This is a genomic window from Streptomyces thermocarboxydus, from assembly GCF_024760485.1.
Taxonomy (GTDB): domain Bacteria; phylum Actinomycetota; class Actinomycetes; order Streptomycetales; family Streptomycetaceae; genus Streptomyces; species Streptomyces cellulosae.
Map to the genome: position 1 here is coordinate 557,660 of NZ_CP058273.1, position 24,149 is coordinate 581,808.

Consider the following 24,149-nt stretch of genomic DNA (forward strand, 5'->3'; position numbering starts at 1 on the left):
GCCCCTCAGGACGTGCGGACGGTGAGTCCGGCCTCGGCGGCCCGGTCGAAGCGGTCGTCCACCGCGACGACGTCACGCCCGGACGCGTCCAGCAGGGAGGCGGCGATCGCGGCGCGCAGTCCGCCGGCGCAGTGCACCCACACCTGGCCGTCGGGCACCTCGTGGAGCCGGCCGCGCAGTTCGTGGACCGGGATGTGGACGGATCCGTCGACGTGACCGCGCGCCCGCTCGGAGGCGCGCCGCACGTCGAGCACGACGACCGCCTCGGCCGGGTACCGCCGCGCCAGGTCGGCGAAGGTCGCGCGGGGGAAGGAGGCGGGGGTCTCGCCGGGGCGCAGCCAGTCGGCGGGGCCTCCGACGGCCGCGGCGGCGGGCCGGTCGATGCCGACCCTGGTCAGCTCCCGCTGTGCGTCCGCGAGCTGGGCCGGCGTCTCGGCGAGCAGGGTGACCGGCTTGCCCCACGGGACCAGCCAGGCGAGGTAGGTGGCGAGCTGCCCCTCCGCCTCGACGTTGTACGAGCCCGTCACATGTCCGGCGGCGAAGGCGATCCGGTTGCGCAGGTCGACGACCCACTCCCCCGCCGCGAGCCGCGCGGCGATCGCGTCGGGGTCGGCGACGGCGGGCGGGGTGAGGTCGAGGGGCGCGGGTCCGGCGGCGTTGAGGGGGCCCATGTGCGCGTAGTACGCGGGGATGTCGTCGAGGCCGGCCAGCAGACCGGCGACGAAGGTGTCGGCGTCCGGGGCGGTGAGCGCCTCGTTGGACGCCTTCTCCTTGCCGATCGTGGTGCTGCCGCCCTCCTGCTGCGAGGAGGAGCAGAAGCTGCCGAAGCCGTGGGTGGGCAGCACGGCGGCCTCGTCGGGGAGTTCGCCGGCGAGGCGGTGGGCGGACGCGTGCTGGGCGCGGGCGAGCCGCTCGGTCAGCCGGGGCTCGACCAGGTCGGGGCGTCCGACGGTGCCGATCAGCAGGGAGCCCCCGGTGAACACCGCGACGGCGGCGCCGTTCTCCTCCAGCGCGTACGCGGTGTGGTGCGGAGTGTGGCCGGGGGTGGCGAGCGCGCGCAGCACCAGGCCCGCGTCCCCGTCGACGGGGGTGCGGTCGCCGTCGTGCACGGGGACGCGCGGGAAGGAGACCCGCGCGTCGGCGGGGACCAGGTAGGACGCGCCGGTGATGCGGGCGAGTTCGAGTCCGCCGGTGACGTAGTCGTTGTGCACGTGGGTCTCGGCGACGTACGCGATGCGCACCCCGCGCCGGGCGGCCGCGGCGATCACCCGGTCGATGTCGCGCGGCGGGTCGACCGCCACGGCCGTACGGGCGCCGCCGGCGAGGTAGGCGCGGTTGCCGAGTCCCGGCACCTCGATGGTGTCCACGAAGAACACGTCCTGCTCCTTCCCATGATGCATTACCCCCGGGGGTATGACCTCACCGTAGCACGTAATACCCCCAGGGGTATTGGGCGGGGTTGGGCCTCCGGAGTTCAGCGGTGCGGGACGACGGCCAGCGGGCAGCGCGCCTGGTGGATCACGGCGTGGGTGACGGGACCCGTGCGGGGCAGGGCGGGACGGCCGGGGATCCGGTGCCCGACGACCAGCAGCCGCGCGTCGGAGGCCGCCTTGAGCAGGGCGTCCGCCGGTTTGCCCTCGGCCACCGTCTCCAGCACGTCGACGTCGGGGTACTTGTCCCGCCAGACCTGGAGCACGGCCGTCAGGAAGCGCAGCCACTCCTCGGCCCGCCCCCGGTCACCGGCCGGACCGGCGTCGGCCGCACCCAGGGTGAGCCGGTCGGGCGCGCGCCAGGCGTACAGGGCGCGCAGCCGCGCACGGCGCCGGCGGGCCGCCTCGAAGGCGTACGCGAGCACCTCGTCGCAGGGCTCGATGACGTCCACCCCGAGCACGACGTCCCGCCGCCCGTCACCTCCCTCCCCCTCCCCCCCGCCGCGTCCGCCCGCACGAGCACGACGGGGCGGGTGGCCCGCGCGACGACGCCGAGCGAGACGGAGCCGGCGAGCAGACCGGCGACCCGGCCGAGCCCGCGCGAGCCGAGCACCAGCGGGTCGGCGGCCTCCGCGGCCCGCGCGAGGGCGGCGACAGCGGGCCCCTCCACCTGGGCCTCCTGGACGTGTACGTCCGGACGCACGGCGTGGACACGGTCCGCGGCTCTCCGCAGGACCCGCAGCGCGAGGCGGTGGTCGGCGGAGCGGGTGATGTCCGTGCCGGCCTGCCGCGGATGCCGGCCCCGTACGTGCAGCAGTCGCAGGCCGGCGCCACGGCGCGCGGCTTCACGGGCGCCCCATTCGGCGGCCGCGAGGCTTTCGGCGGAACCGTCGACACCGACGACGACCGGCGACTCCATGACATGCACCTTTCGTTCGGAGCGGTTCCCCGCCTACGCCCAGCGTCGCCGGGGCGCCGGCGGGCGGGGAGGGGCCAGCGGGTCCCGAGAACCGGGTCCGACAGGCCCGAAGGGCCGCTGCGGGAACCCGCCCCGAGGGCGACATCCCGGACATCCGGGCCGTTCGGCCCTGCTCCCCCTGCCCCCAGGGGCCCTGGGATCCCCGCGGCGATCCCGGAGGCTGGAATCAACCGCTCCCGGCGAGGGCCCGTCCCGGCCGGCGGAACCCGAATGAGCCAGGAGGTACAGCGATGAAGGCCACCGAGGTCGGCGCCGTCATGACCAGGGACGTGGTCACCGCCGCGTACGGCACTCCGCTCGGGGACGTGGTCCGCGTACTCGGGGAGCGCCGTGTCGGCGGCCTTCCGGTGACGGACGAGGACGGCCGGGTGATCGGCGTGATCTCCACGCCGGACCTGGCGCGCTCGCGCCCCCGCCGGACGCCCGAGGGCGCTTCCGGCCCCGGGTGGGCCGGTCTCATGAGCAGGATGCCCGGCCTCGGCCGGGCCCGCACCGCGGGCGACGTGATGACCGCACCCGCGGTCACCGTGGGGGCGCGTGCCACCGTCACCGAGGCGTCCTGGCTCATGACCGGGCACGGCGTCGCACGGCTGCCGGTGGTGGACGACGAGGAGCGGCTCGTCGGCATCGTCACGCGCGGCGATCTGCTCCGGCCCGTACTGCGGACCGACGCCGAGATCGAGCGCGCGGTGCGCAGGGACGTCCTGGGGGCGACGCTCTGGCTGACGCCGAGGGCGCTGGCCGTGGCCGTCGAGGACGGCGTGGTGACCCTCACCGGGAGGCTGGAGAAGCGCGGCGACGTCGACATGGCGGTGCGGGCGGCGAGCCGGATCGACGGTGTGGTCGCGGTCGTCGACCAGCTGTCGTACCGGGTCGACGACACGCGTGCGGCCGTCGAGACCGCCGGGATCGCCGGGGCCGTCGGGACCGAGGAGCCGGTCGCCGGGACATGACCGGCGCCGGGTGGTATCGGGGTACCCGGGTCGCACGGCACGTTCCCGGGACCTTCGGCCCCGTGCCCCGCGTCCGCCGGAGTCGGACGGTGGAGACGAAGCGACCGGCACATCCGGGCCGCCCGGCGAGGAGGCAGTCATGTCGCACACCCTGGAATGGAAGACCCGCCTCTACCTCTTCGAGGAGGACGGCACGACGAAGGCGCGCGCCACCCTCGACACGGGGTCGACGACCCTCACCGGTCACGGCGCCGCCCACCGGAACCCGGCGGACCCGGACGTCCCGGAGATCGGCGACGAACTGGCCGCGGGCCGCGCCCTGCGCGACCTGGGCGGGCAGCTCCTCGCCCTCGCGGAACGCGACGTCGAGGGCGTGGGCGCGCGAAGCGGCACGGAGAGCCGCCCGGTCATGGGCTGGTCCCTGTGACCGGCCGCGCCCGAGCCGGAAACCGGAAACAGCCGGACGCAACGCACAAGCAAGGAGAGGACCGATGACGCAACCGGTACGCCGCGACAGGGGTCAGCTCTCCGGGTGGGCTCCCCTGCGTGAACTCGAGGAACTGCAGGCCCGCATGGACCAGCTGATGCAGAGCACGTTCCCCTTCCCCACGCGCCCGCTCTCCGAGATCGGGGAGGACCCGTGGGCGCCGCTCGCGGACGTGGAGGACACCGAGGACGCGTACGTGATGGAGCTGGAGCTCCCCGGCGCCAAGAAGGACGACGTCACGGTGGAGGTCACCGACGGCGAGCTGGACATCCACGGCGAGGTGAAGGACAAGGAGCGCAAGGGTGTGCTGCGCCGGCAGACCCGCCGGATCGGCCGCTTCAGCTACCGCACGACCCTCCCCCGGAACGCCGACACGGACAAGATCACCGCGGACCTCGCCCATGGCATCCTCACGGTCCGCGTCCCGAAGGTGGCCTCGGCGATGCCCCGCCGCATCGAGATCTCGGACTGACCGTACGGGGTCCGTGGCGGCGGGCTGCCGCGAGAGCGACTCCGTGCCCCCGTCCGGAAGTCGCCCGCGGGCGGCCGACGGACGGGGATGCGGCATGCCGGACCCGGCCGTCCGTCGTGAGCGCGTCTTTCCGGCGGCCCCGGTCGAGGGGCCGCGACGCGTGTCCGTCCCCGGCACAGTCGCAGCACCCCGCGGCTACGAAGAGGGACATGCACGGTCAGACGGGGTGCCTCCCCAGGAAGTCCAGCACTCGCTCGGCGCACGCCTGCGGCGTCTGCTCGGCGACAGGGACGTCCCAGTACTCGTTGACGGCCAGGCACTCCTGGAGGTACCTGGCGGCGGACCGCGTGTGCGAGGCGTCCTCGCCAGGGACGATCAGGGCCGGCACCTCGAGCACGCTGAGGTCCTCCGGCTCCACGCCGGGCACGGTGTCGCGGTCGAAGAGCACACGGCAGGTTCCGGAGACGATCGTGAGGTAGCGGTCGAGGTCCGTCGCCGCGTACGCCGCGGCGAACGCGTCGTCGCTCCGCAGCGTCGCCGCCCAGGGGCCGACGCGCGGGTCCTTGCTGAAGCCGGCGCTGCTTCCGCGGGCCAGATCGACGACTGCCTTGAGCCCGTGCTCGAGGACGAAGCCGATGTGGTGCCGGAACCGGCGCTGCTGGGCCGCGCGGTAGGTGTAGCCGCCGGCCGGGGAGAAGAGCACCATGGAGGCCACCCGGCCGGGGTGCGCGACCGCGAGCGCCGCGGCACTCGAGCAGCCGACGCAGCCCCCCATGGCGTGGGCCCTTCCGATACCGAGGTGGTCGAGCAGCCCCACCGCCTGAGTGACGTACTTCTCCCAGGTGAGGCGCTCGAGGCGACCGCTCGACCGGCCGGACTCGCGCCGGTCGAAGACGACGCACGTGTAGTGCGGTGACAGGGCGTCGATGAGCCCCAGGTTCCTGTAGCGGCCGAAGCTGGTCCAGTTCTCCAGGCTGGAGTCGAAGCCACCCGGGCTGAACATGAGCAGGGCCGGGCCACGCCCGACGGTCTCGTAGCGAGTGCGGCACCCGTTGATCTCGATGGTGGGCATGGCCCATCCCCTCCCTTACTCGTGGTGGTACTCGTGGTGGCTTACTGGCCGCGGATGTTCCGGCCGCCGCGGATGTCGGCGACGCACTCGGCGATCGCGTCGTACGCCACGCGCGCCACGTTGGCGTAGGTGTGGGGTTCCTGGTCGACGAACTTCGCGTTGTAGCCGATGGCCGCGGTGGACATCCGGATCCGGCCGTCGAGCCACGGCCCACCGCCGAAGCCGCCGAGCACCGGAATGCTCACCGCCTCGACCACGGCCGGACCCACGACGGGACCGGAGTTGGTGAAGTTGAGCGCCACCGCCCCCGCGGACTCGAGCCGTCTGGCCTCGTCGACCATCTCGTCGAGCAACTCGTCGGGGACGAAGGCACCCTCGGCAGCGGAATAGGCGATCCCGTACTTCAGCGCCGTTTGCGGGGTGATGCCGAACTGCGCGAAGACCGGCACGCCGGCCCGTGTGACGGCCTCCACCGCTTCGGGGAAGTCGGCGGCGCCGTCCAGCTTGACCAGGTCCACCCCGGCCTCTTTCGCCAGGCGTACGGCGGCGGGCACCGCGTGACCGGTCTGCAGCGGACCGAACGGGAAATCGCAGGACACGAGCGCGTCAGCGACCCCTCGGCGCACCGCCTTGGCGACCACGAGCAGTTCGTCGAACCGGATCTCGAGCGGGTGAGGCCGGCCCCACAGGTTCACACCGACGGAGTCGCCGACGGAGACGATGTCGGCGCCGGCACGATCGGCGATCCGCGCCATGTGGTAGTCCCAGGCCACGATGCAGACGCTCTTCTCGCCGGCGGCCTTCATCGCCTGGAGCTTCGGAAGTGTCATGCGGCTCATGCGCGGGTCGCCTTCAGGAGTTCGACGAGGTCGTCGGCTTCGGCCGGAACCAGCAGGATCCGGGCGTACGGGCGGAGTTGGAGGAGCGCCTCGCCGGCGAGGGCGCCGGGCGTCACGACCAGGCCGGCCGTCATGATGCCGCGCGCCCCGCATTCGGTGCCGATCACGGCGACGGCGTCGGCGTTCTCACCGGTCACCGAGACCATGACCACCGTGTTGGTGTCCTCGAGGACTCCGGTGAGGGCGACGTCACCGCCCCCCACCTCGACCAGGGTCGGTCCGGGATCCTTCACGGTGAAGAACCGGGCTTGCCCCCACTCGAGGGCAGCCGCGTCCCGGACGATCCCGGCCGCCGGCTCGTCGAGGGCGACGACCCGCGTGTTCCGGGCAGGAGGCAGTGGATGGTCGATCCGGAACGCCGCTTCCTTGGAGGTGGCGGCCCGGGCGCAGGAGCTCGGGCCGACCGGGACGGAGAGTTTCTCGAAGCCCGCCATGGTTCAGACCGTCGTGTGCGGCTTGGACGGCTCGGCGATCATCGCGTCGCCGACGCCGTCGACGAAGGACTGGTCTGCCGGGAGCACGATCGCCACTGAGCGCACCCTCTGGTCCTGCGGGCGGTTGCCTACCGGCTCGATGCCCCGCTGGAGCGCCTCGGCGGCCTTCCTGAGCTTCTGGCGGGCCTTGATGATGCCCGCGTCGGTGGCGACGAGGCGCTCCTTGGTGCGGTCGACGACCGGCCCCATCGACTCCTGCAGCGAGGAGTCCTGAAGGGCGATGCCGGCGATGCCGGAGTAGGTCTCGCCGCGCCGTTGTGCCTCGCGGTCCATGAGGTAGTCGTTGTCCTTGTTGGCGAGCGGGCGGTACGCCTCGTCGTTCGCGCTGTGGACGCCGAAGCCGGCACGCATCGCGGCGATCTCGTCCTCGGTGAGCTTCCGGGTCGGGTGGTAGTCGAACGTCCAGGCCCAGCAGTTCTCGTCGTCGATCGGCACCCAGAAATGGCCGTGCACCGGGTGGTCGCCGCGCGGCGGGACCATGGTGAAGTTGGGAAGCACCCACGGGGTGACACGCCAGTAGTAGTACCCCTCCTCCGCGTTGCGGCGGGCGCCGATCAGCAGACCGCCTTCGTAGTCGACGACCTCGAAGTACGGCTTGAGATCACGCTTGTTGTACAGGTTGCCCTTCGACCCCTTGAAGAGCGGATCGGTGTCGATGTTGCCGCCGTGCAGGAAGGTGACGTGGCTGGAGTCGATGCCGCCCTCCAGGGCCTGGAGCCAGTTGCACTCCTGAAGCCGCTTGGAGGTGAAGACCTGTCCCTCGGGGACCGTGTAGGCCTCCCACTCCGGTTCCGGGGGCTGGGCCGCCGGGTCGCCGAGGTAGGCGAAGAGGACGTCACCACGTTTGACCACCGGGTACGACTTCAGCTTCACGTTGGCACAGAAGTTGCTGTTCTCGGGCTCGCTCGGGACCTCGACGGCCTGGCCCGTGACGTCGTACTTCCAACCGTGGTACGGGCAGCGAAGGCCGCCCTGCTCGTTGCGGCCGAACCACATCGAGACACCGCGGTGCGCGCAGAACTCGTCGACGAGGCCGTAACGGCCCTCGGTGTCACGGAAGGCGATGAGCCGCTCGGAGAGAACCTTCACGCGCACCGGCGGGCAGTCGTTCTCGGGCAACTCCTCCGCCAGCAGGACCGGTTGCCAGTAGCGGCGGAAGAGGTCACCCATGGGAGTGCCGGGGCCGGTCCGGCAGAGGAGGTCGTTGATCTCGGGGCGCAGCATGATGTTCCTTCCGGGCGAGCGCGGTGAACGTGCGGACGGATCAGGGCTGGGTGGGTGGCACGTCGACGACGAGGCCGTCGAGCTTGTCGCTGAGCGTGATCTGGCAGGCGAGGCGCGAGCAGTCACGTGGCTCGGAGACGCCCATGTCGATGAGGTCGGCCTCGAGATCGCCCGGCTTCCCGACAGCGTCGCGGTACTCGCCGCGGACCCAGACATGGCAGGTGGCGCACGAATTGTTTCCGCCGCACTCGCCGACGATGCCGGGGACCCCGTTCCGGAGCGCAGTGTTCATGACGTTCTCTCCGACAGCGGCGTCCACGGCGCGCTCGACGCCGTCGCTGCCCACATACACGACCTTCGGCACGGGAACCTCCTGAGGACCAATGGCATAACCATTATGCCTATAGAGCATCCGCCCCCGTCAACCGGCCACTTCGGCGGCCGCGGCCGACGGTCGCGAGCTCGCCGTGACCCGGAGTCACGGGCGAACTCCCGCGGGCGGTCTGGACGTCGGACGCGTCGGCGTGAACGGCCGCCCCACCGGGAGTGCACCCCTGACGCACCTCGCGGCGATGGTATACGTTTGGTCAGTCCATTGTGCCAAAGTGCCATCGGGAGACCCCATGACAGAGACCGTGCTGGCGGCCGTGCGGACGGCGCCGGCGACGACCGAGCTGCGCCAGTTCGTGATGCCGCAGCTCGACGCCGATTCGGCCCTCCTCAAGGTCGAGGTGGCGGGCATCTGCGGCACCGACGTGAAGCTCTACAAGAACCCGCCCACGACCAGGGCGACGCAGGGGCCCGTGATCATGGGCCACGAGAACGTGGGCGTGATCGCCGAGGCGGGGAAGAGGTTCAAGGCGCGCCACGCGCTGCAGGAGGGCGACCGGGTCTTCGTCGAGCACTATGTCGCGTGCTTCACGTGCGAGTGGTGCAGAATCGGCGAGTACCGCCACTGCGAGGCCACCGACTGGCGCACGAACGACGACGCCCGCCGCTTCGGCTACACCTCGGCCGACAACCCCGGCACTCTGTGGGGCGGTTTCTCCGAGTACATGTTCCTGCCGTGGAATGCCGTACTCCATAAGATCCCCGACACCCTCACCGCCGAAGAGGCCGGCCTCGTGATGCCGCTCTCCAACGGCATCGAGTGGGCACTCCTCACCGCGGGTGTCGGGTACAACGACACGGTCCTGATCCAGGGCCCGGGCCAGCAGGGCCTCGCGCAGCTGGTCGCGGCCAAGCAGGCCGGCGCGTCGCAGATCATCGTCTCCGGCACGACCCGCGACCGGGCGCGCTTCGAGCTCGCCAGGGAGCTCGGCGCGGACGACGTCGTCGACGTCCTCACCGAGAACCCCCGGGAGAAGATCATGGACCTGACCGGCGGACGCGGTGTCGACCACGTGCTCGACTGCACCTCGCGCGCCGGCACGGCGCCGGTCCTGCTCGGCGTCGACGTCCTGAAGCGCCGCGAGGGCTCGCTGCTCATCCAGGGGGAGCTGGCGGCATTCCCCGACTTTCCCGTCAAGCTGATCACCGAGAAGGCGATCACCATCAGGTCGGCGCGCGGCCATTCGTTCAACGCCTGCGAGCTCGCCGTCGCCCAGCTCGCCTCACATCGGTACCCGCTGGAGAAGCTGGCGACGCACCGTTACGGCATCGACCAGGTCGACCACGCGCTCCGCGTGCTGGCCGGCGAGACCGACGAGGACGCGATCCACGTCTCGATGATGCCCGAGCTGGTCGGCCGGCCCGGCGGGAGGGTCCGCTGATGGCCGGCCTTGTCGTCACCGGTACGCCCCGGGCCGACCTGGCCGTGGCCGACGCCCTCTCGGCGTGCGGAGTGGCCACGGTCCACGAGGCCCAGGGCCGCACGGGCCTGCTCGGCTCGCACCTCGGCCCGGTCTGGCCCGGCGCCCGCACCGCCGGTACCGCGGTCACCGTGACCGTCGCCCCCGGGGACAACACGACGATCGCCGTGGCGATGGAGCAGTGCCGGCCGGGCGACGTCCTCGTCGTCGTGCCGACCGCGCCGTGCGACATGGGCTACTTCGGCGACCTGCTGGCCACCTCGGCAATGGCGCGCGGCGTGCGGGGCCTCGTCATCGAGGCCGGGGTGCGTGATGTCGCCGACCTGAGGGAACTGGGCTTCCCCGTCTGGTCCAAGGCCGTCTCGGCGGAGGGCACCGTCAAGGGCACCCTCGGGGACGTCAATGTTCCGATCGCCATCGCCGGACAGATCGTCGAACCGGGTGACGTGATCGTCGCCGACGACGACGGCGTGGTCCGGGTCGGGCGGCTGAAGGCGGCCGAGGTGCTGGCAGCGTCGAAGGCCCGTGAGCAGAAGGAGGCCGGTTCGCGTGCCCGGTACGCGGCCGGCGAGATCGCCCTCGATGTCAACGACATGCGCCCGCTGTTGCGGAAGGCAGGCATCCGCTACGTCGACCACGCGACGTATCTGAAGGAGCAGCAGCGATGATCATCGACGTCCACGGCCACTACACGACGGCTCCGCACGAGCTGCGGGACTTCCGTGACGCCCAGTTGGCGGGTGAGCCGGCATCCATGGCCCCGATCAGCGACGACCGGCTTCGCCAGTCGGTCGAGGACAACCAACTCCGCGTCATGCGCGAGCGCGGCGGCGACCTGATGCTCTTCTCCCCGAAGGCCTCGGGCATGGAACACCACGTTCCCGACCCCTCCGTGGCCAATGCGTGGGCGCGGGTCTCCAACGACATGGTCCACCGGGTCGCGAAGCTCTTCCCGGGGCACTTCGCGCCGGTCGCCCAGCTTCCCCAGACACCGGACGGCAACCTCTCCGGCGTACTCGCGGAAGTGCGGCGTACCGTCGAGGATCTCGGTTTCGTCGGCGTGAACCTCAACCCCGACCCGTCCGGCACATGGGCCGGCAGGCCGATGACCGACGCCTCGTGGTTCCCGGTGTACGAGCTGCTCGAGGAGCTGGACGTCCCGGCCATGGTTCACGTCTCGACGGCGTGCAACCCCAACTTCCACACCCTCGGCGCGCATTACCTGAATGCCGACACCAGCGTGTTCACGCAACTGCTCCAGGGTGACGTCTTCCGGCGGTTCCCGGGGCTGCGGCTGGTGATCCCGCACGGGGGAGGTGCGGTGCCGTACCACTGGGGGCGCTACCGCGGTCTGGCCATGCGCAACGGCTGGCAGGATCCGTCGGCGCTGCTGTCGAACGTCTTCTTCGACACCTGTGTCTATCACCAGCCGGGCATCGACCTCCTGCTCGGCGTCCTGCCCCCCGGGAATGTGCTCTTCGCCTCGGAGATGCTCGGCGCTGTCCGTGGGGCCGACCCCTCCACGGGCGTGGCCTGGGACGACACGCTCGTCTACGTGAAGGACGCCGGCCTCGCCGACGAGGCGTTGACAGACGTCCTCACCGACAACGCCCTGCGTGTCTACCCTCGCCTGGCCTCCTGGGTTTCTCCGGCCGGGTGAGCCCCCGCGACGGGTGACGGGCGCACCCTCACCGCGCGCGGGCGCGGTGAGGGTGCGCCCGTTCAGTCAGCCGTCGACCCGCGAGGCGGTACGCCGCAGGTGGGCCTTCATGATCGCCTCGGCCGTGGCCAGGTCGCGGCTCTGGATGGCGAGCACGAGTTCGCGGTGTTCGTCGCTTCCTTGCCGCCCCATCAGCGGCGCGCTCACCTTCGCTTCGCGCAGCGACATCAGCATCGGCCCGTGAAAGCTGTGGATCAGCATGGTCAGGGCCGGGTTGTGCGCGCATTCGGCCAGCCGGACATGGAAGGCGGCGGACATACCCACGTCGTACGTGCCGGCGTCGAGGGCGGCCTGACCTTCGTCGGTGAGCCGCAGGAGGTCGGCGATGTCCTCGGCGGTGGCCCGTTCGATGATCAGGGGCAGGGCGCTCGTCTCCACGACCATCCGCGCCTCGGTGACATTGGCGGCGGTCAGGGCGGAGAGGCTCAGCAGGTCGGCGAGCCCCTCCCCGAGGCGCTCGGTGGACGGCGCGGTCACGAAGGCGCCGCCGCGGGCGCCGACCCGGACGGCGACGAGCCCGCTCGCCTCGAGGACTCGAAGGGCTTCACGGATCGTCACCCGGCTCACCCCGAACTGCTCGCAGAGATCACGCTCGCTCGGCAGACGGTCCCCCGGGGTGAGTTCGCCGTCACGAATGAGCAGTTTGACCCGATCGACGATCACCTGCGAAACGCGCGACATGCTGACGGGGCTGAACAGGCCGGTCTTCGGGCTGCGGTTCCCGTCGTCGGCAGTCGTCATGCGAAGTCCCTTTGTCGAAGTCATGCATCGAGCGTTGTCAAGTGTCATGCGAATCTACCACCCTAATGGTCTGACCTGCAGGCCTCCGACGCGGTGTGCGCGACCGCGAGAAGACCCCTCCCCGGTGGACCGCCGGCGAGGGCGTCACCGGGTCACGGGGCACGACCCCTTCACCTCCGGCCGAGACCCTCAGCACCGTTGACCGGCCGAAACCTCAAGACTACCCTCGCAATGATTAGACCATTAAGCCAAGGAGCGACGAGTGACTGACGACGCGTTGACCCATGAGCACGCTGAGGAGGGTGAGGCCGCGGAGGACGCACGCCTCGCCGGCCTCTACCACAGCAAGAAGGACCGCGTTTTCGTGCGCGGAATCCAGGGCGAGTACAACCTCGACGCGGAGCTCGCCCGACTGCGGTCGATGCCCCGGGTCCGCAAGGCCTCCGAGATCAAGTTCGTGGACGGGCCGCAGGCCTACAGCCGGCACTACGTCGAGCCGAAGGACGGCATCAGCCAGCTCTTCCACCTGCACCTGGAGGAGTACGGACCGGGAGGCAGGTCGCAGAAGCACGGACACGTGAACGAAGCCGCGTTCTACATTCTCGACGGCGTCGGTTACGAGATCCACGACGGAATCCGCTACGACTGGAAGGCCGGAGACGTCGCGATCGTGCACAACAACTGTGTGCACCAGCATTTCAACGCCTCGGCCGAGAAGCCCGCGCGCGCACTCGTCCTCAAGACCAAGCCCATGTACCTCTTCATGAACATGCTCTTCCAGAAGCAGGTCGAGCCGCGGCAGCTCGAGCCCACCCCTGAGGGCGTCGGCTTCGAGGTTCGCGAGGAAGAGGACGACTTCAACCACCCGGAAGGGGGCTACTGACATGGCGTGGGACGAGGCCGGGGCCTGGATCGCCGGCGCCGAGGGGGCGCCGCTCTACCAGAAGCTGCTCGACGACGCGACGGCGGCACCCGAACGGAACGCGGGGCGGCGCAAGATCCTTCACCCGGAGGACATGCCGTGGGAGATGTCTCGCCAGGGCCTGCTCAAGCACCTCCTGAACGACGACATGAACACCCGGATGGAGACCGTCGACGCCTACATGCAGATCATCCCGCCCGGGAGCCGGTCGGGCAGGCACCGCCACCTGGCCGAGGAGTGTCTGTACGTCGTGGAAGGGCGGGGGTACGACCTCCACCAGGACTGCGACGTCGAGATCACCGACACGTATCACTGGAAGCCGCAGGACGAGGTGCAGCGCTTCGAATGGGAAGCGGGCGACGTCATCTATGTGCCGCCGAACACGATCCACCAGCACTTCAACGCGGACCCGGAGCGTCCCGCGCGTCTCATCTCGGCGATCAACAGGATCTTCAAGCACTCGGGACTGAACGACCTGGAGCAGCTCGAGGACGCGCCCGAGTACGACCCGGACGTCGTGCTCGACGCCGACACCATCCGTGACTACCTCCGCCCCCGCGCACGGCCCTGAGGCGGGTCCGGCAGGCCGGCCGCCGAACGCCGGCGTTCGGCGACGTCGAGGGAAGGGCGCTCGGCCGGGGTTCTCCGGCCGAGCGCCCTTCGTGGGTCCGGCGTCCGTTCCACGGCTGGTCGCTCCACCGCCGCCCGGACCGGCTGCGGTGGAGCCGACCGCTTGCCCGCATCAAGCCACGCGGACCACAAGGTCCTTCAACGGGGTGTCCACGTCGCCGGCCCGGTCCATCGGGAGTGAGCCGCCGGTGTCGAGGATTCTCTTCACGAGCATGTAGTCGCGGGGGGCGTTGACGGCGTTCACCGCGACGACCTCGCCTTCGCGGAAGTAGAGGACGGAGAAACTCTCCGAGGCCGGCTCTCCACGGACCACCACGCTGTCATGGCCGGCGCTCAGGCCCGCGATCTGGAGCTTGACGTCGGCCTGGTCCGACCAGAACCACGGCACGGCCCCGAGCGGCGTGGGCGAGCCGGCGAGAGTGGCTGCCGCGGCACGTGCCTGGGCGATCGCGTTGGCCACCGACTCGATCCGGACCAGCCGGCCGTCGCCGGCGTCGAGGTCGGTGCAGTCACCCGCGGCCACGACGTCGGGGTTGCTGGTGCGGCCGTACGCGTCGATCACGATGCCGGCTTCGCAGCGGAGGCCGATCCGCTCGGCGATCTCGGTGCGGGGGACCAGCCCGATGCCGACGAGGACGAGGTCGGCGGGAACGCTCGTGCCGTCGGAAAGGGCCACGGAGGTGACCGAAGTCCCTTTGCCCTCGAAGCTGATGACGCCGCGTTCGAGAAGGATCCTGCTTCCACGGCGTTGGTGAGCGGCGAGACAGAAGTCCGACATCACGGGTGCGACGGCACGCGCGAGGAGCCTGTCGAGCGCCTCGACGACGACGACCTCCTTGCCCGACGCCCGCGCGACCGCTGCGGCCTCGAGGCCGATGAAGCCTCCGCCGACCACCACGACGTTGCGTGCGGCCTTGAGGGCGCCCCGGAGACGCACCGCGTCGTCGAGGTCACGCAGGTAGAGGACACCGTCGAGGTCGGCACCGGGGATCGACAGCCGTCGCGGTGTGCCGCCCGTGGTGAGCGCGAGCCGGCCGAAGTCGAAGGTGCGGCCCGAGCGCGTGACCGCGGTGCCCGAGCCGTCCCGGTCGAGGACGACGTCCGCGACCCACTCGTCGGTGACCACATCGATGTCGTTGCTGCGGTAGTACTCCGCGGAGCGGAGCAACAGGCTGTCCTCGGTCGCCTTGTCCGCGAGGAAAGCCTTCGACAGGGGCGGCCGCTGGTAGGGAAGGTGCGGCTCCGCGCCGACAAGCGTCACCGGGGCGGTGCTCCCCCTCTCGCGCAACGAGGTGGCGACCTGAGCGCCCGCCTGGCTGGCGCCGACGATGAGAATCCCGGGATGCGGCATGGGCCAACTCCTAGTCACGGTTTTGGTCATACCATTGAACCATGGCGAGTCGTGACGGAGAAGCACCTGTGCCGCCGTCCGGTCGCACCCAAGGCCTGCCCTTGCGACCCCTATGGACTTATGGACTGACCATGCTACCTTTCCGCGCATGGTCCTACCTCAGCTCACGACAATGACCCGCACTCAGGGCAACAACGAGGCGCTCAAGACGGGGGCGGTCACCCCCCGCGGCTTCCGCTTCGAGTTCGAGGAAGTTCCCGTACTCGTCCAGGCGTTCCGGCGCATGGTGCGGGGGCTGGAGTTCGACGTCAGCGAGATGGCGCTGACCACCTACCTGGTCGCCAAGGCGCACGGAGCGCGGTTCACCGCCGTCCCCGTCTTCCTGGTGCGCGGCTTCCACCACGGCGCGATCCACCACGACCCGGCATCGGACATCCGCACCCCCAAGGCACTGGAGGGCCGCAGGGTCGGAGTCAGCCGGGGCTACACGGTGACCACGGGGGTCTGGGCGCGAGCCGTGCTCCAGGAGGAGTACGGCGTCGACCTCGACAAGGTCACATGGGTGCTGTCGGGTGACGAACACGTGGCGTCCTACCGTCCCCCGGCCAACGTGGTCTCCATGAAGCCCGGCGGTTGCCTGGAGGACATGGTGCTCGCCGGCGAACTGGCCGCCGTCATCGGCCCCAAACCTGCCTCCCCCGCTCTGGCACCCCTGATCCCGGATGCCGAGGAGGCAGGCTTCACCGCCCTTCGGGAGCGTTCGCTGTACCCCGTCAACCACCTGATCGTCATCCGCGACGCGCTGTTGGAGGAACAGCCCGAGCTGGGGGCGCTGGTCTTCGACGCCTTCGCCCGCGCCAAGCAGCTCTACGTGGACCGGCTGCGCTACGGAGCCATCGATGCGCCGACCGCGACCGACCGCATGTACCGGCGGGTCCTGGAGACGACCGGCGCGGACCCGCTGCCGTACGGCGCGGAGCCGAACCGGGCCGTGCTGGAGCAGCTCATGCGGCATGCGGTGGACCAGCGCATCATCGACCGGCCGGTGCCGCTGGAGAGGCTGTTCGCGGAGAGCACGCTCGGCATGGTCGCCTGACCCCGCTCCTGTCCTCCGCCGAAGGGAACCGTATGCGTATCGCCATCGCCGCCGACCACAACGGACTCGCCCTCAAGGCCCGGCTCGTCGAACGGCTGTCGGCACAGGGACACACCGTCGACGACCACGGCAGTCACGCCGGGAAACCGGTCGACTATCCCCCGCTGTGCGCGGAGGTGTGCCGGCAGGTCACGGGGGGACACGCCGACCGGGGGATGGTTCTCGGCGGAAGCGGCCTCGGGGAGACCATCGCCTGCAACAAGGTCCACGGGATACGGGCGGGGCTCTGCCACGACCTGTGGAGCACCCGCGTCTCCCGCGGCAACAACGACTCCAACGTGCTCGTCCTCGCCGCGAAGCTCCTCTCGCTCCGGGAGGCGGTGGACATCGTGGAGACCTGGCTGACGACTCCCTTCAAGGGCGGTGTGCACGCCCGGCGGCTCGCGCAGATCGCCGCGCTCGAACGAGAGTCCGTGCGGCACTGAACGCCGGGCGCGGCCGCGACTCCCCGCCCGCGCGAGGGCCCGTTACCGGTTCCCCCGTGCGCCCTGGCCGTCGCCCACCCGGACCGGCTCGGCGCGAGGACGTGCCGGCCGTGAACATCCCGACTGTCATGCCGCTGCGGAACGACCTCACGAGGGCCGGTCCCGCACGTTCGCGGCGGCTGCCACCTGGCCCGAAGGCAGACTCGATGACCGTTGCGGACAGGGCCCCTGAGGGATTTCGATCTCCGCGTACGACTCGTTGACGCCCCCTCATGGTGGACTTATGGTTCTACCAATACCGTCGGCGCACGTCACGTCGCGCCGGCCGATCAGGAAGGGCCGGCACATGGCCGAGGACGCGCTCGCACGTGACTCCGCGACAGCGGAGTCCGCCACGGCGAGAGACGTTCTCCTGATCCGCGCAGGGTCGGCATGCGGCCGCGGCACGACCGTTCCACTCCGCGCCGCAACGACAGGGTAACGTTTTTGTCAGATGGTTAGACCATTATATCTAACCGCTGTTTCATACAGGGACCGGCCCCGGACGGACACGCACAAGCCACCGTCCCGCGCCGGGATCCCCCACCTCACCGTCAGCGCGACGGCAGCCCTTCCCCACCGTCCGAGTCCGCAGTCCCCCCCTCGGTCAACCACCTCGTCCAAGGAGCGTGCGATGCGTCAAGGTGCCCTCGTCGGCGGCGTCTTCGTCACGGTCCCGCCGACGGTGGGGCCATGGACAAGGCGTACAGCGGGGTGCGGGCCCCAGCGGGCGCCACCCACAGCCTCCCGAAGACCGTGAGCGACACCGTGAACGGAACACCGCCTACGACGCGCTGCCGCGCGGCGTCCCTACGGCGGGTTGACCGCAGTCCCCTACCCGCCCCTCTTCAGGAGCACTGCATGAGGACCACCCGTACCACCACGCTCGCCCTGGCAGGCCTGCTGATCGCCGCCACCGCCACCGGGTGCGGCAGCGCTGTCACCACCTCGTCCGCCGGGACGAAGGCCAACGACTTCTACGCGCAGATCGCCGGCCTCCCCAAGGACCAGCAGGTCGCCAAGGCCGAGGAAGTCGCCCGGCAGGAAGGCAACACCCTCTCGCTGTACACCTCGATGACCTCGGACGTCGCAACGCCGGTGACGCAGGCCTTCGAGAAGAAGTACGGCATCAAGGTCAACGTCTTCCGGGGCACCTCCGAGACGGTCCTGCAGCGGACCCTTCAGGAGGTCCAGGCAGGCAAGGCCGGCGCCGACGCTCTGGAAACCAACTTCGCGGAGCTGATGGCCCTGGCCGACAACAAGTTCCTCGCGGACTTCAACGGCGCGGCCCTCGACAAGGTGGACTCCACGGCCAAGTTCCCGCAGTGGACGGCGACCCGTCTCAACGTCTTCCAGCCCGCCTGGAACACCGACCTGATCAAGCCTGCCGACGAGCCCCACAGCTGGGAGGACCTGGCGCTGCCCAAGTACAAGGGCAAACTGACCCTGGAGATCAGCGACAGCGACTGGTACGCGAACGTCACCAAGTACTGGCTGGATCAAGGCAAGTCGCAGGCCGAAGTGGACTCGCTGTGGCAAGGCATCGCCGCCAACTCCAAGGTGGCCAAGGGTCACGTCACGATGATGCAGTTCCTCTCCGCCGGCCAGTCGGCGATGCAGGCGATGAACTACACCTACATCACCGACCATGCCATCGCGGCCGGCGCCCCCGTCACGCACCTGCCCAGGAGCCGCGTGTCGAAGATCCCCGCATTCCCCCGGCCCAACGGCGTCGCCATGGTGAAGAACGCACAGCGTCCGGCCTCCGCCTGGCTCTTCTATCACTTCATGCTCACCGACGGGCAGAAGGAGCTGGTCAAGCTCAAGCTCACCCCGTCGACGAAGGTGCCCGGCGACAAGAGCCTGCAGGGCATCACCCTCGTGCCCTTCGACGTAGAAGGTCTCATCAAAGATGCCGCCTACTGGGACAACAAGTACGACGCGCTGCTGCGCAGCGCGGGCAAGTCGGGGAAGTGACCGCCGATGAGCCTCACCTCCACGACCACGCCCACGCGGGACGACGGTCCCGCATCCAGCCCCGGACCTGAGCCTCGGTCCCGAAGGAAGGGACCGGCCCACCGGCTTCTGCGCCGGATCCGGCGTCCGCTGTCCCTCCAGGGCCTGCTGGTCGGCGCCACGGTGATCGTGGTCGGCTACCTCGCCCTGGTGCCGCTGGGCTACCTGATCCACGACACCTTCCTGAGCGCCGACGGCAGCGGCGTCTCCCTCGACGCCTTCGCGCGGGCCTACGGGGGCGACGCCCACGCCGGCGAGATGATGCTCAACTCTCTCTGGTTCGCCATAGGTTCAGCCGCTCTGGCGCTCCTCCTGGGCACCGTCCTGGCGTATGTACAGGTGCGGACGGACACCCCGTTCAAGGGGCTTTTCTTCGCCGCGTCGCTCGTACCGCTCATCGTGCCCGGCATTCTTTACACCACGTCGTGGATCTTCCTCGCGGATCCCACGACCGGACTGCTCAACTCGCTGCTCTTCACGCCCCTGTCCGGTTCCTCCCCCCTCAACATCTACAGCATCTGGGGCATGATCTGGGTGCAGGGACTGCACCTCGCCCCGGTGGCGTTCCTGCTGATGGTGGCCGCCTTCCGGGCGATGGACCCCTCCCTGGAGGAATCCGCCGCCATGTCGGGGGCCGGCCGGCTCACGGTCCTCCGGCGCATCACCGTGCCCCTGCTGCGGCCGGCGATGGTCTCCTCGGCCCTGCTGATGTTCATCCAGTCCCTGGAGAGTTTCGAGGTGCCGGGTCTGCTCGGGCTCCAGAACGGCATCTATGTCTTCACCAGCCGTATCTACTTCGTCCTGCGGTCCTACCCGATCGACTACGGGGCCGCCGGCGCCTACGCCATCGGCCTGCTGGTGATCGCGGTGATCGGGGTCCTGCTCTCCAGCTGGCTCCAGCGCTCCTCGCGCAACTACCAGACCGTCGGCGGCAAGGCGTTCCGCCCCCGTCCGGTCGAGCTGGGCCGGGCACGGGCGTTCGTGGGCGCCGGGGTGATCCTCTACTTCCTGGTCACCGTGGTCCTGCCGGTCGGCGTCCTCGTCTACGCGTCGCTGCTGAAGTACTACGCCGCGCCGACCGGCGAGACGCTGAGCCAGCTCACGCTGGACAACTACCGTGCCGTCCTCACCCAGCCCTTCGCGCTGACCGCGTTGAAGAACTCGCTCGTCCTGGGCGTCGGCGCGGCAACGGTCGTGATGCTCCTCGCCGCGATCGTCGCCTGGGTCGTGCTGCGCACCAAGGCCCCGGGCCGGCGGATCCTCGACCTCCTCGCCTTCACACCCATCGTGATCCCGGGTCTCGTCCTCGGTCTGGCGCTGGCCTTCGTCTACCTGCGCACGCCGCTGCCGATCTACGGCACGCTGCTGATCCTGCTGATCTCCTACTGCACGCGATACCTGCCGTACGGGATGCGGTACGCGTCGTCCGCCATGGCGCAGATGTCGCCCGAGCTGGAGGAGTCGGCGGCGGTGTCCGGCGCGTCCTGGTTCCAGACCTTCCGCCGGGTGCTGCTCCCGCTGATGAGCGGCGGCATCCTCGCGGGCTGGGTCTACATCCTGATCGTCTCGTTCCGTGAACTGTCCAGCACCATCCTGCTCTACAGCCCCGGCAAGGAGGTGCTGTCGGTGCTGATCTGGGAGCAGTTCGAGAACGGCCAGTTCACCACCCTTGCCGCCCTGGGCGTCTGCATGGTCACCCTGCTCGTCCTCCTCGTCGCCATTGCCTACCGCCTGGGCGCCCGCTTCGGGCTGCAGAGCGACTCCGCGAACTGATCGAAGGGACCTTCAGCGATGTTGACGGTCGAATCTCTCAAGAAGAGCTACGACGACACGACCAGGCGCTCCTCCAGGCGCTCGTCCGGCCAGGGCACACGCGTGTACGCCGTCGGCGGGGTCGACTTCGAGGTGCACGCGGGCGAGCTGTTCACCCTGCTCGGTCCCTCCGGCTGCGGAAAGACCACCACTCTGCGGGCCGTGGCAGGCCTGGAGCGCCCGACGGAGGGCCGGGTGACGCTCGGCGGTACCGTGCTCTTCGACTCCGCACACGGCATCAACGTCCATGCCAACCGGCGCGGGCTCGGCATGGTCTTCCAGTCGTACGCCATCTGGCCGCACCTGTCGGTCTTCAAGAACGTGTCGTTCCCGCTGGAAGTGATGCCCCGTGCCAAGCGCCCCGGCCGCAAGGAGATCCAGGAGCGGGTCGAGCACGCCCTGGACGTCACCGAGCTGGGCGCCTACACCTCCCGGCCGGCCACCAAGCTCTCCGGCGGCCAGCAGCAGCGGCTGGCGCTGGCCCGCGCCCTGGTGACCCGGCCCGAGCTGATGCTGCTGGACGAACCGCTGTCCAACCTGGACGCCAAGCTGCGCGAGACGATGCGGTTCGAGCTCAAGCGGCTCCAGCGTGAGCTGAACCTCACCGCGATCTACGTGACACACGACCAGGCCGAGGCTCTGGTGATGTCCAGCCGGATCGCGGTGATGAACAAGGGCCGTGTCGAGCAGATCGGCAAGCCCCGCGAGATCTACACCAAGCCCGCCACGCGTTTCGTCGCCGAGTTCATCGGCACGTCCAACTTCATGGAGGCCAAGGTCGTCTCGGTGTCGGGCAGTGAGGTGCGGGTCGACACGGCCCAGGGACGGCTCGTCGCCCGCGGTGTGGAGGTGGCTCCCGCGGTCGGCGCCACCGTGCTCATCTCCATCCGGCCCGAGTGCGTCGACCTGTCCCGCGAGCGACGGGGCAACGTCCCCAACGAGTGGGCGGGCACCGTCCTCACCCGCGCCTTCATGGGCGATGTCGTCGACCACATCGTGGGCGTCGGCGACCTGGAGATCCACAACCGCTCCAACCCCAATCTGTCGATAGCACCGGGCACCGAGGTGCACTTCTCGGTCGCCCCGGACAAGGTGATCCTCGTCCCGCTCGACTGACCGACGGCGAGGCCCAAGGCACGGCGCCGCCGGGACCGGAACCGCACCGACCTGCTGGGCCGGCGCCGCCGTGGTGCGACGCGAACGGCTTGCGCGAGACGTTCGCGCTGCTCACCCCCTCGCGCGAGCCGGCGTTCCTGGGCCTCGTCGCCGACGCCGCGGGGCCCGGTCCTCGCTACTTCCGGCCGCGCCGCACCCGGGACTGGGTCCGCTTCAGGTGGGTGCGCATGATCTCCGTCGCGGCTTCCGCGTCGCGGGCCGCGATGGCCTCGACGAAGCTGCGGTGCTCCTTCACCCCTTGCCGCCCCATCTTCGGTTCGACGCTCTGCGCCTCGCGCAGGCTCATGAGCAGCGGTCCGTGGAAGGACTGCACGAGCATCTCGATCCCGCCGTTGTGCGTGCAGGCGGCGACCCGGGTGTGGAAGTCCGCGGACATCTCCATGCTGTAGGTGCCCTTCTTGATCGCCTCGGCGTGCTGGTCACACAGCGCGCGGAGCTCGTCGAGGTCCTCCTCGGTGGCGCGTTCGACGATGAGCGGCACGATGCCGAGCTCGAACACGAGGCGGGCCTCGGTGACCTCCGCGGCGGTCACCGGCGACAGCGACAGCAGGTCGGCGAGCCCCTCTCCGACCTGGCGGGAGGACGGCGACGTCACGAACGCGCCGCCGCGGGCACCGAGCCGGATCTCGACCAGCCCGGCGGCCTCCAGGCTGCGCAGCGCCTCCCGTACGGTCACCCTGCTCACCCCGAACTGTGTGCACAGATCGCGCTCACTGGGCAGGCGGTCACCGGGCTGGAGTCGCTCCTCCCTCAGGAGCGTGCGGATCTGGTCGACGATCATCTGGGAAACACGGCTCGAGGTGACCGTCTTGAAAAGCCCCCCGGGGGCGGTCGGCCTGCCGCCGTTCTCTGCTTCCGTCTCAGCGCGCTGAGCCTGGCTGGATGGCATGCATGCATTCTTCCACGCGCTGCGGCCCGCGCGGCGCCCGCCGGCACCGCTGCCCGACGTCGGACCAACAGACCCGCGGATCGGTGCGTCGTCCGGCCGTCGCGCCCGCAGGGCACGGGGGAAGGCCTCCGGCCCCCCGAGACACCGGTACCCCCCGTCGCACGGTTCCTGACGGACCGAGGCGCGCCCGTGACGCCCTCGCGCGTGCCCTTCGCTGCCGCAAGGCCGATACTGCCCACAAGGGCACTTCGGCCGAGATCCGTCCGGCCGTCCGCTCTACCGGATGCCCGTCACGGAAGTCAGTATGAAGTCAGCATCAGTACCGCAGGAACCCGCTTCGGACCGCCGCAGGACGCCACCGTCATTGATCTCCCGAAACGAGCCGTGACCAGCGAAGACGCTGGCCCAGGAATCGACTGACGCCTTTCCCAGGAGGTACCCATGAAGATGCTGATCAACGTTCCGGAGACCGTGGTGACGGACGCGCTGCGCGGTATGGCGGCGGCCCATCCCGAGCTGACGGTGGACGTGGAGAACCGGGTGGTGGTCCGCAAGGACGCCCCGGTGGCGGGCAAGGTGGGCCTGGTGTCGGGCGGCGGTTCGGGGCACGAGCCGCTGCACGGCGGGTTCGTGGGCCCCGGCATGCTGTCGGCGGCCTGTCCCGGCGAGGTGTTCACCTCCCCCGTCCCCGACCAGATGGTGCGGGCCGCGGCGGCCGTGGACAGCGGGGCCGGGGTGCTGTTCATCGTGAAGAACTACACCGGCGACGTGCTCAACTTCGACATGGCGGCCGAGCTCGCCGAGGACGAGGGCGTGCAGGTCGCGAAGGTGCTGGTCAACGATGACGTGGCGGTGACCGACAGCCTGTACACGGCGGGCCGCCGCGGCACCGGTGCGACGCTGTTCGTGGAGAAGATCGCGGGCGCGGCGGCCGAGGAGGGGCAGCCGCTGGAGCGGGTGGCGGCGCTCGCGAAGCAGGTGAACGAGAACTCCCGCAGCTTCGGCGTGGCGCTCAGCGCGGTCACCACGCCCGCCAAGGGCACGCCGACCTTCGACCTGCCGGCCGGCGAGCTGGAGCTGGGCATCGGCATCCACGGCGAGCCGGGCCGCGAGCGGCGTCCGATGATGACGTCCGGCGAGATCGCCGACTTCGCCGTCGGCGCGGTCCTCGACGACCTCACCCCGCGCAACCCGGTGCTGGTACTGGTCAACGGCATGGGCGCCACGCCGTTGCTGGAGCTGTACGGCTTCAACGCCGAGGTGCAGCGGGTGCTCTCCGAGCGCGGCGTCCCGGTCGCGCGGGTCCTCGTCGGCAACTACGTCACGTCCCTGGACATGGCGGGCGCCTCGGTCACCCTCTGCCAGGTCGACGAGGAGCTGCTGCGCCTGTACGACGCGCCGGTGAGTACGCCCGGGCTGCGCTGGGGTATGTGATCCACACCGGGACAGAT

Annotated in this window: 24 protein-coding genes and 1 pseudogene; 14 read left to right on the forward strand and 11 right to left on the reverse strand. The window is 70.3% G+C overall.

Annotated features, from left to right (window positions below):
* Nucleotides 1-5 precede the first annotated feature (5 nt).
* The 3 genes and pseudogenes from AY578_RS02555 to AY578_RS33800 form a co-directional block, all read right to left on the reverse strand.
* Nucleotides 6-1,376 carry an MBL fold metallo-hydrolase gene (locus AY578_RS02555; RefSeq protein ID WP_258907202.1) on the reverse strand — a complete coding sequence of 457 codons (1,371 nt, stop codon included), beginning with the start codon at nucleotides 1,374-1,376 and terminating at the stop codon, nucleotides 6-8.
* A gap of 98 nt (nucleotides 1,377-1,474) precedes the next feature.
* On the reverse strand, nucleotides 1,475-1,882 hold the full coding sequence (locus AY578_RS33795) for a universal stress protein (protein ID WP_337663092.1): 408 nt from the start codon (nucleotides 1,880-1,882) through the stop codon (nucleotides 1,475-1,477).
* A 119-nt stretch (nucleotides 1,883-2,001) separates the two neighbouring features.
* A pseudogene (locus AY578_RS33800) lies at nucleotides 2,002-2,349 on the reverse strand (universal stress protein); the annotation flags it as partial.
* Nucleotides 2,350-2,639: 290 nt separating this feature from the next.
* On the opposite strand from AY578_RS33800, the gene AY578_RS02565 reads away from it, so the two are divergent.
* From AY578_RS02565 to AY578_RS02575, 3 genes are all read left to right on the forward strand, one after another.
* Nucleotides 2,640-3,362 (forward strand): CBS domain-containing protein, encoded by a 723-nt coding sequence (locus tag AY578_RS02565; RefSeq protein ID WP_258901916.1) that lies wholly within the window; start codon nucleotides 2,640-2,642, stop codon nucleotides 3,360-3,362.
* Between the two features lie 139 nt (nucleotides 3,363-3,501).
* Nucleotides 3,502-3,789: a DUF1876 domain-containing protein gene (locus AY578_RS02570; RefSeq protein ID WP_019526835.1), complete on the forward strand. Its 288-nt coding sequence runs from the start codon at nucleotides 3,502-3,504 to the stop codon at nucleotides 3,787-3,789.
* Nucleotides 3,790-3,853: 64 nt separating this feature from the next.
* Nucleotides 3,854-4,321: an Hsp20/alpha crystallin family protein gene (locus AY578_RS02575; RefSeq protein ID WP_258901918.1), complete on the forward strand. Its 468-nt coding sequence runs from the start codon at nucleotides 3,854-3,856 to the stop codon at nucleotides 4,319-4,321.
* A 217-nt stretch (nucleotides 4,322-4,538) separates the two neighbouring features.
* Here the strand turns inward: AY578_RS02575 and AY578_RS02580 are convergent, their stop codons facing one another.
* Genes AY578_RS02580 through AY578_RS02600 form a run of 5 tightly spaced genes read right to left on the reverse strand, consistent with a single transcriptional unit; the run spans nucleotide 4,539 to nucleotide 8,374 of the window.
* A complete protein-coding gene (locus tag AY578_RS02580; RefSeq protein WP_258901919.1) occupies nucleotides 4,539-5,393 on the reverse strand; it encodes an alpha/beta fold hydrolase in 855 nt (284 codons plus the stop codon).
* Nucleotides 5,394-5,434: 41 nt separating this feature from the next.
* Entirely contained in the window at nucleotides 5,435-6,232 is a 798-nt protein-coding gene (locus AY578_RS02585; RefSeq protein WP_037953703.1) for a 3-methyl-2-oxobutanoate hydroxymethyltransferase, read from the reverse strand.
* On the reverse strand, nucleotides 6,229-6,726 hold the full coding sequence (locus AY578_RS02590) for a hypothetical protein (protein WP_019526839.1): 498 nt from the start codon (nucleotides 6,724-6,726) through the stop codon (nucleotides 6,229-6,231). Before AY578_RS02590 ends, AY578_RS02585 begins: the two co-directional genes overlap by 4 nt.
* Before the next feature lie 3 nt (nucleotides 6,727-6,729).
* On the reverse strand, nucleotides 6,730-8,010 hold the full coding sequence (locus tag AY578_RS02595) for an aromatic ring-hydroxylating dioxygenase subunit alpha (RefSeq protein WP_019526840.1): 1,281 nt from the start codon (nucleotides 8,008-8,010) through the stop codon (nucleotides 6,730-6,732).
* Nucleotides 8,011-8,050: 40 nt separating this feature from the next.
* Nucleotides 8,051-8,374, reverse strand: a complete 324-nt coding sequence (locus AY578_RS02600; protein WP_258901925.1) for a 2Fe-2S iron-sulfur cluster-binding protein — start codon at nucleotides 8,372-8,374, stop codon at nucleotides 8,051-8,053.
* A 259-nt stretch (nucleotides 8,375-8,633) separates the two neighbouring features.
* Between AY578_RS02600 and AY578_RS02605 the strand changes: the two genes are divergently transcribed.
* Genes AY578_RS02605 through AY578_RS02615 form a run of 3 tightly spaced genes read left to right on the forward strand, consistent with a single transcriptional unit; the run spans nucleotide 8,634 to nucleotide 11,481 of the window.
* On the forward strand, nucleotides 8,634-9,782 hold the full coding sequence (locus AY578_RS02605; RefSeq protein WP_019526842.1) for a zinc-dependent alcohol dehydrogenase: 1,149 nt from the start codon (nucleotides 8,634-8,636) through the stop codon (nucleotides 9,780-9,782).
* Complete coding sequence (locus AY578_RS02610) at nucleotides 9,782-10,489, forward strand: 4-carboxy-4-hydroxy-2-oxoadipate aldolase/oxaloacetate decarboxylase (RefSeq protein ID WP_019526843.1); 708 nt, start codon at nucleotides 9,782-9,784, stop codon at nucleotides 10,487-10,489. The genes AY578_RS02605 and AY578_RS02610 overlap by 1 nt, the downstream gene beginning before the upstream one ends.
* Nucleotides 10,486-11,481, forward strand: a complete 996-nt coding sequence (locus AY578_RS02615) for an amidohydrolase family protein (RefSeq protein WP_161108552.1) — start codon at nucleotides 10,486-10,488, stop codon at nucleotides 11,479-11,481. Before AY578_RS02610 ends, AY578_RS02615 begins: the two co-directional genes overlap by 4 nt.
* A gap of 66 nt (nucleotides 11,482-11,547) precedes the next feature.
* Here the strand turns inward: AY578_RS02615 and AY578_RS02620 are convergent, their stop codons facing one another.
* Nucleotides 11,548-12,282 carry an FCD domain-containing protein gene (locus AY578_RS02620; RefSeq protein ID WP_019526845.1) on the reverse strand — a complete coding sequence of 245 codons (735 nt, stop codon included), beginning with the start codon at nucleotides 12,280-12,282 and terminating at the stop codon, nucleotides 11,548-11,550.
* A gap of 262 nt (nucleotides 12,283-12,544) precedes the next feature.
* Between AY578_RS02620 and AY578_RS02625 the strand changes: the two genes are divergently transcribed.
* Together AY578_RS02625 and AY578_RS02630 are read left to right on the forward strand one after the other, a co-directional pair.
* A complete protein-coding gene (locus tag AY578_RS02625; RefSeq protein ID WP_019526846.1) occupies nucleotides 12,545-13,165 on the forward strand; it encodes a cupin domain-containing protein in 621 nt (206 codons plus the stop codon).
* Between the two features lies 1 nt (nucleotide 13,166).
* Nucleotides 13,167-13,775: a cupin domain-containing protein gene (locus AY578_RS02630; RefSeq protein ID WP_019526847.1), complete on the forward strand. Its 609-nt coding sequence runs from the start codon at nucleotides 13,167-13,169 to the stop codon at nucleotides 13,773-13,775.
* Between the two features lie 171 nt (nucleotides 13,776-13,946).
* On the opposite strand, the gene AY578_RS02635 is transcribed toward AY578_RS02630, so the two are convergent.
* Nucleotides 13,947-15,215, reverse strand: a complete 1,269-nt coding sequence (locus tag AY578_RS02635) for an NAD(P)/FAD-dependent oxidoreductase (RefSeq protein ID WP_258901932.1) — start codon at nucleotides 15,213-15,215, stop codon at nucleotides 13,947-13,949.
* Between the two features lie 142 nt (nucleotides 15,216-15,357).
* Between AY578_RS02635 and AY578_RS02640 the strand changes: the two genes are divergently transcribed.
* The 5 genes from AY578_RS02640 (at nucleotide 15,358) to AY578_RS02660 (ending at nucleotide 21,749) form a co-directional block, all read left to right on the forward strand.
* Entirely contained in the window at nucleotides 15,358-16,281 is a 924-nt protein-coding gene (locus AY578_RS02640) for a substrate-binding domain-containing protein (RefSeq protein ID WP_258901933.1), read from the forward strand.
* 32 nt (nucleotides 16,282-16,313) lie between these two features.
* A complete protein-coding gene (locus AY578_RS02645) occupies nucleotides 16,314-16,766 on the forward strand; it encodes an RpiB/LacA/LacB family sugar-phosphate isomerase (RefSeq protein WP_258901934.1) in 453 nt (150 codons plus the stop codon).
* Between the two features lie 900 nt (nucleotides 16,767-17,666).
* Complete coding sequence (locus AY578_RS02650) at nucleotides 17,667-18,782, forward strand: ABC transporter substrate-binding protein (RefSeq protein WP_019526851.1); 1,116 nt, start codon at nucleotides 17,667-17,669, stop codon at nucleotides 18,780-18,782.
* A 6-nt stretch (nucleotides 18,783-18,788) separates the two neighbouring features.
* Complete coding sequence (locus AY578_RS02655) at nucleotides 18,789-20,594, forward strand: ABC transporter permease (RefSeq protein ID WP_258901936.1); 1,806 nt, start codon at nucleotides 18,789-18,791, stop codon at nucleotides 20,592-20,594.
* Nucleotides 20,595-20,612: 18 nt separating this feature from the next.
* Entirely contained in the window at nucleotides 20,613-21,749 is a 1,137-nt protein-coding gene (locus AY578_RS02660) for an ABC transporter ATP-binding protein (RefSeq protein WP_019526853.1), read from the forward strand.
* A gap of 175 nt (nucleotides 21,750-21,924) precedes the next feature.
* Here the strand turns inward: AY578_RS02660 and AY578_RS02665 are convergent, their stop codons facing one another.
* Nucleotides 21,925-22,698, reverse strand: a complete 774-nt coding sequence (locus AY578_RS02665; protein ID WP_026244131.1) for a FadR/GntR family transcriptional regulator — start codon at nucleotides 22,696-22,698, stop codon at nucleotides 21,925-21,927.
* Between the two features lie 441 nt (nucleotides 22,699-23,139).
* Here AY578_RS02665 and dhaK point away from each other — a divergent pair, with 441 nt between their 5' ends.
* Nucleotides 23,140-24,132, forward strand: a complete 993-nt coding sequence (gene dhaK, locus AY578_RS02670; protein WP_028960324.1) for a dihydroxyacetone kinase subunit DhaK — start codon at nucleotides 23,140-23,142, stop codon at nucleotides 24,130-24,132.
* Nucleotides 24,133-24,149: the final 17 nt, after the last annotated feature.